Here is a 5,509-nt window from a genome sequence, read left to right as displayed (position 1 = left end):
TCGAGATGGTGAGGCGAAAGTATCTCAATTACATCGTGGAACAAGATCACCGTTTCATCAAAAGACGAACACGCCCGATGCTCGGCTTCAAGTCCTTTGAATCTGCATCCGCAACTCTTTCAGGCATCGAAGTGGCGCACATGATCCGCAAAGGTCAGCTCACGCCCGGAATTTGTCCGTTTCGTCAATTTGCGGAACTGGCGGTATGAGCCACGGGTTGGTGTCAACTTTTCGGTCAGTAAGAAACTTTGCAACAGATCCAACCCGAAAGCATCGCGGGCTGCACCTACTGTCAGCCCCAGGTTGCATCGGTCGGCTACAGCGAAGCCAAGGCCAAAGAGCTGGGCTATGATATCAAGGTGGGACGCTTTCCGTTCATCGGCAACGGCAAGGCCATCGCACTGGGTGAGCCTGAGGGCTTGATCAAGACTGTGTTCGATGCCAAGACCGGAGAGTTGCTGGGCGCACACATGATTGGTGCCGAAGTCACCGAGTTGATCCAGGGCTATGTGGTTGGCCGCCAGTTGGAAACCACCGAAGAAGACCTGATGAACACCGTCTTCCCGCACCCATCGCTGTCAGAAATGATGCATGAGGATGCATGAGAGTGTGTTGGATGCTTATGGGCGTGTAATCCACATGTAGGATGGTAGTAGGTAGATGAGCCAGCTGTAACCTTAATATCGTCACAGGTTGCGTCACAAAAACTGGTCTGTTCGGATCATCAAAGGGGCAAAAAGCAGGACGCAGTATCCACGCCAAAACCAACTTAGAAAGGAAAGGGATCTGTCGCACATAATCCGAAAACGGTAATTCTAACGTGAGACCGGATCCTGTTTTTGGATGGTCGCCAAATTTGCAAGTAAGTGTGCCTTACGATAGGATCGACTTTGATTGACCACCAAAAAGGCGGCGCAACCGAAGGACCCGTTTAGACTTTCGGCAAGACCCCGAGGCGCATCATGGACACTTTCGAGGTTGATACCGTTGTGGTGGGTGCCGGAGTTATCGGCCTAGCCGTGGCGCGGGCGCTGGCCATGGCCGGACGTGATGTATTGATCGTGGAAAAGAACGCAGCAATCGGTTCGGAGACCAGCGCCCGAAACTCCGAAGTGATCCATGCCGGTATCTACTATGAACCTGGTTCGTCGAAGTCACGCCACTGTGTTCGCGGACGTAAGTTGCTTTATGCATATTGCCAGAACCACAGCGTACCATTTCGGCAATGTGGTAAACTCATCGTTGCTACAAACGAGTTTGAGCTTGAAAAGCTATCGAGAATCGCGCAGCGGGCACGGGCGAACAGCGTCGATGATCTACGACTGATCGATAGAAAGGAGACGTTGTCGCTCGAACCATCACTACGCGCCGAAGCGGCGCTTTTCTCACCTTCAACCGGTATTATCGACAGCCACAGCCTTATGATCAGCTTGCTCGGCGAGGCCGAGGCACATGGAGCGCAATTGGCGGTTCGAGCAGAAATTCAAGGTGGCGAAATCATGACTGACGGGATGGCCTACCTTGATATCGGTGGCGCACAACCGATCCGACTGAAAGCCCGGTCCTTTATTAACTGTGCGGGACTTTGGGCGCCTTGTCTCTCCGCCCGTATCAGGGGATTGCCTGACCCACCAAAACTGGCCTTCGTCAAGGGAAGCTATTTCTCATGCGGACGTAAGACGCCTTTTTCCCACCTGATCTATCCGGTGCCGCAAGATGGTGGTTTGGGTGTGCACCTTACGCTCGATTTAGCCGGGCGAGCCAAGTTCGGACCAGACACAGAATGGCTTCCACACGATGATCCCGCGATGATCGATTACTCGGTCTCGTCAAATGATCAGCCCGTTTTTGCAGAGGCTATAAGAAAGTACTGGCCGGATCTGCTCGAAAGCGACCTACACCCGGACTATGCAGGGGTGCGCCCGAAACTTACAGGATCGGAGTATCCCGATTTTCGGTTCTTGGGCCCAGACGAACTCAACGGTCCTCACGTTATGTTGTATGGAATTGAATCGCCAGGCTTGACCGCATCACTTTCCATAGCAGCCCAAATTGCCGACTGGCTGACATGAAAGAGAACCATTGTAATTTTCTGGTCCTATCAAGTGGATCTAAGGTTGGTGGATGTACACACGATGTCAATAAACGCATCTCTATCGTCTTTATCGTCGTTGAAATTGCGCTCTAGTTGGCAGTAACTATTCGACGAAGCGCGACCCAACCTGTCTGCCATTTCTGGAATCGGCATTTTGACTAATGTAACTGGTTGTGTCGCGAATTTTGACCGAGGTTGACGAAATCGCGTGCCCTGGTGCTTGTTGCTTTCAAATCAATCGCGAGCAGGTTTCAGAATGGTTTCTTTGAAAGGCTGCCACTTCCCGAAGGATGTGGTTTTATACGCTGTGTTTTTCTATTTGCGCTACACTGTTTCCTATCGCGACCTTGAGGAAATCATGGCTGAAAGGGGCGTTTCCGTCGATCACGCTACGTTGAATAGATGGGTTGTAAAATATTCGCCGATGATCGCTGCGCGGGCGCAATCGAAAAAGCGTCCAACACAGAAATCTTGGAGAATGGACGAAACCTACCTCCGTGTGCGCGGCAAGTGGGTGTATCTCTATCGGGCCGTCGACAAAGCAGGGAACACCCTTGATTTTGTGCTGTCTGAGCGAAGAAACGGTCCCGCAGCAACCAGGTTCTTTGCCAAAGCGCTGTCATCAAACGGAATCCCAGACAAAGTCGTCATCGATAAGAGCGGAGCCAACGCAGCCGGCATTCGAGAAGTGAACAGGATTCTGAAGCGGTTTGGTTGCCAAGCCAGGGTGCAGACAATCAGGTCCAAATTTTTGAACAACAACATGATCGAGCAGGATCATCGGTTCATAAAACGGCGTGTTCGACATATGTGTGGGTTCAAATCATTCGCATCCGCGTCCGCTACGTTGGATGGCATCGAAGTCGCCAACATGATCCGGAAACAGCAATTCTCCAGCGCAGCCACCTCTGGCTTTCGGGTGTTTGCCGAGATCGTAGGATAAGTGTGCCTGGTAAGACGCTTACTTTGATCGTTCCAAAAATTTGCAACACAACCGGCAATTTCCGCGCCGGGAAAAGGGTCCCGCCCCTTTTCCAGCCAGTAGGCGTGGGTGCCGGTGGACTGGCGCAGGGCAATCACGCACTGCGTGGGCTGCCCGAACAGCGCCCGTCACGTTCCGGCACGTTCAAGTTCAGTATGGCATTTTCCGCGCGCCTCAGCGCGCTCGATTTCCCGCCGCCTGCGCGGCGGGTGTGGCAGGGGTGCGAACTGCCGCGTTGCGGCCGGACGGTGCCCCTGCCCGGTCGTTGGTCCGCGCGTCACGTGTGGCGCATGTGTGGTCCGGCCCTGGGCCGCGCTTGCGCGGATCAGGTCATCAGCCGGACTCAATTTGGCGGCGTGGACTTCGCAGTGACATCACCACGACCCGAGCGACCTTTCTAACGCGCGCCTGGGGGCAGGACCAGTACAAGGGCAGAGGCCGCGGAACGCCGTCCTAAGATAGAGGCCCACCGAAGCGGGCCACAAGTTTAACCAAAGGAAAGTCTGGAGGTATTGAGTTCAGGCTAACGCTTGCGCGCGCGATCGACAACACCGTCGGCTGTGATCGTGGCAATGCGATCCTCGGTGCGCCGTGTCATCTCCACACCGTCGCCCGTCATATGTGCCTCGGCAATTTCCGTGAACTTGAAGATGCTGCCATCGGCTTCAACATGGGTTTCATCTTCCGTCGAGCGCCGTTTCACCGACCCGTCATGGCGGATTTCGATGATCGTGTTGTCAGCCATACGTACCGTCACGGAATGCTCATCCGCGGCCACACCCTGCCACCACATATCCGCGTCTCGGCGCACAACGATACGGTTTGGATGCAGCTTGATCTGCACGTCCTGCGTTGCTTCCGGATCAGCGGCTTTGACCACAACAATCGCCTCCTGTGCGCTGGGGTCGTTGTGGATCGATGCACTCCCGTTCTTTGGCGGCCAGAGCTTTGGCTGTTCGCGCGGCTTGCCTGTCTGATCCGTATGAAACCCGACAAACATCTGCGCGGATTTCCAGACGCGACGAGCGGCTTTCTCGAGCTTGTTTGAAGGGGTGTCCATGGGTCTAGCCAAATCCGTTCCGATCAAGTAATCGTTTTTGAAAATGCGCCGGTGACCGGCCTCTGATAGCTATGCGCGACGGGGTGTGTGCGCAATGCCACTTTGAGTTTTCATCATTGAGGCCGACACAGCCAGAGATTGATAGGCAGGGCGCAAAGCGCCCTGCCCCGTCGGGTTCAGAAGCAATCCGGCACCCAGGCATCGATCCGGGCTTTCTGTGCCTCGGTCACGCCCAGTGCATCCTGATGCTCTTTGTCATTAAACAGCTTGTGCAGCGCCTCGTTCTTCGCGCCTTTCTTGGATTTCGCGAAAGCTTTGAACATGTCGGTGTCATCCTGCAGGTCCAGCAGGTCCTTGTAGAGATCATCCAGCTGCCAGCCTTTCAACCGTTTGAAACAATTCTCAGCCGACGGGGACCAGATTGCGCGCATGTTCGCGCCAATCTCAGCTTCGATCTCCGCCATGAACTCCGGGCGCTGGGTCAGGAACCGCCGGGCCAGAAAACCCGTGATCTCACCGTTGCGTGTCTTCTTGCCCAGATCGCGAAACGCTTTGAACGCCTCCACGCTGCCTAGTGCGGCCATCTCGTGGAACTGGGCATAGGCTGCCTCTGCGGCCTCATCCCGTTCTCCACCAAGGCGCGGGTCGAGGATGAACTGGTCATTTATCTCCGGCGTGTTTCGCTCAGCACCACCATAACCAAACCCAAACAGGGTGCTGGTCAGACCGGAGGCCGGGGTGGCATAGAAGGCAAACAGGCTCAGCACATAATCGGGCTTGTCCAGCAGGGCCGTTTGAACCGCCGCCAGCCGGATCGCTACAATGTCGTCGATGAACTTCTGCGCATAGGCCGGTTTTGGTGTCTCCTTAATCTCGGGCTCTTTGACCGGAGCCAGAACACCAGCCTCAATGGCGGCCTGCACATGTTCCGCCGCGACATAGGCCGATGATGTTTTGATCTCGCCGCTATTGCCGACATAGAGGAACACGCCGGACAGCTTGCGCTGATCGTCGGAATAATACGGCGCGACATAGTCCTCAAGCGCGGCCAGCTCATTTTCGCCATCCGCGTCCAGAGCCTCAGCCTCATAAAGCTCGCCCAGTTCGTCATACCGTTCCGCCTGTTCTTCGGTGAAGTCCCGGCTCATCATCTCCAGACGGTGCATGCCTTCACTTCCCGAGATCCCATAGGAAATGTAGCTCTCATCATGGGTTTCCACCCAGTCCCAGCCATCTGCTTCGCGCAGCTTTGCTGCTTCTGTCGCCAGTTTCTCAGCAAACTGTTAGTGGCAGACGTATTCTCCCCGAAAGTGGCAATTGAAAATTCCCCACCCGTGAGCGGCAGGGCCAATTCCAAACTTCAAGTATTTGG

At 54.9% G+C, this 5,509-nt stretch carries 5 protein-coding genes and 1 pseudogene; 4 read left to right on the top strand and 2 right to left on the bottom strand.

The genetic code is table 11. From position 1 onward, the window contains the following. The 4 genes and pseudogenes from ACR0AM_RS21410 to ACR0AM_RS21395 form a co-directional block, all read left to right on the top strand. Positions 1–209: DDE-type integrase/transposase/recombinase (locus ACR0AM_RS21410; protein ID WP_480623976.1), on the top strand; the 209-nt coding region annotated here is incomplete at its 5' end. 48 nt (positions 210–257) lie between these two features. Then, a pseudogene (locus tag ACR0AM_RS21405) lies at positions 258–645 on the top strand (dihydrolipoyl dehydrogenase); the annotation flags it as partial. Positions 646–962: 317 nt separating this feature from the next. Next, positions 963–2,072 (top strand): NAD(P)/FAD-dependent oxidoreductase, encoded by a 1,110-nt coding sequence (locus tag ACR0AM_RS21400; protein WP_480623975.1) that lies wholly within the window; start codon positions 963–965, stop codon positions 2,070–2,072. Between the two features lie 279 nt (positions 2,073–2,351). Continuing rightward, on the top strand, positions 2,352–3,038 hold the full coding sequence (locus ACR0AM_RS21395; RefSeq protein ID WP_480623974.1) for an IS6 family transposase: 687 nt from the start codon (positions 2,352–2,354) through the stop codon (positions 3,036–3,038). A gap of 562 nt (positions 3,039–3,600) precedes the next feature. Here ACR0AM_RS21395 and ACR0AM_RS21390 read toward each other — a convergent pair. After that, positions 3,601–4,137 (bottom strand): hypothetical protein, encoded by a 537-nt coding sequence (locus ACR0AM_RS21390; RefSeq protein WP_480623973.1) that lies wholly within the window; start codon positions 4,135–4,137, stop codon positions 3,601–3,603. Positions 4,138–4,313: 176 nt separating this feature from the next. After that, complete coding sequence (locus ACR0AM_RS21385; RefSeq protein ID WP_480623972.1) at positions 4,314–5,303, bottom strand: hypothetical protein; 990 nt, start codon at positions 5,301–5,303, stop codon at positions 4,314–4,316. Positions 5,304–5,509: the final 206 nt, after the last annotated feature.

The organism is Ruegeria sp. AD9, assembly GCF_056542305.1.
This window is presented reverse-complemented; position numbering and strand designations above follow the sequence as displayed.

Excerpts from the sequence above, each read along its gene's own strand:
- ACR0AM_RS21400 (WP_480623975.1), top strand. The coding sequence starts at position 963 with ATGGACACTTTCGAGGTTGATACCGTTGTGGTGGGTGCCGGAGTTATC.
- ACR0AM_RS21395 (WP_480623974.1), top strand. The coding sequence starts at position 2,352 with ATGGTTTCTTTGAAAGGCTGCCACTTCCCGAAGGATGTGGTTTTATAC.
- ACR0AM_RS21390 (WP_480623973.1), bottom strand. The coding sequence starts at position 4,137 with ATGGACACCCCTTCAAACAAGCTCGAGAAAGCCGCTCGTCGCGTCTGG.
- ACR0AM_RS21385 (WP_480623972.1), bottom strand. The coding sequence starts at position 5,303 with ATGCACCGTCTGGAGATGATGAGCCGGGACTTCACCGAAGAACAGGCG.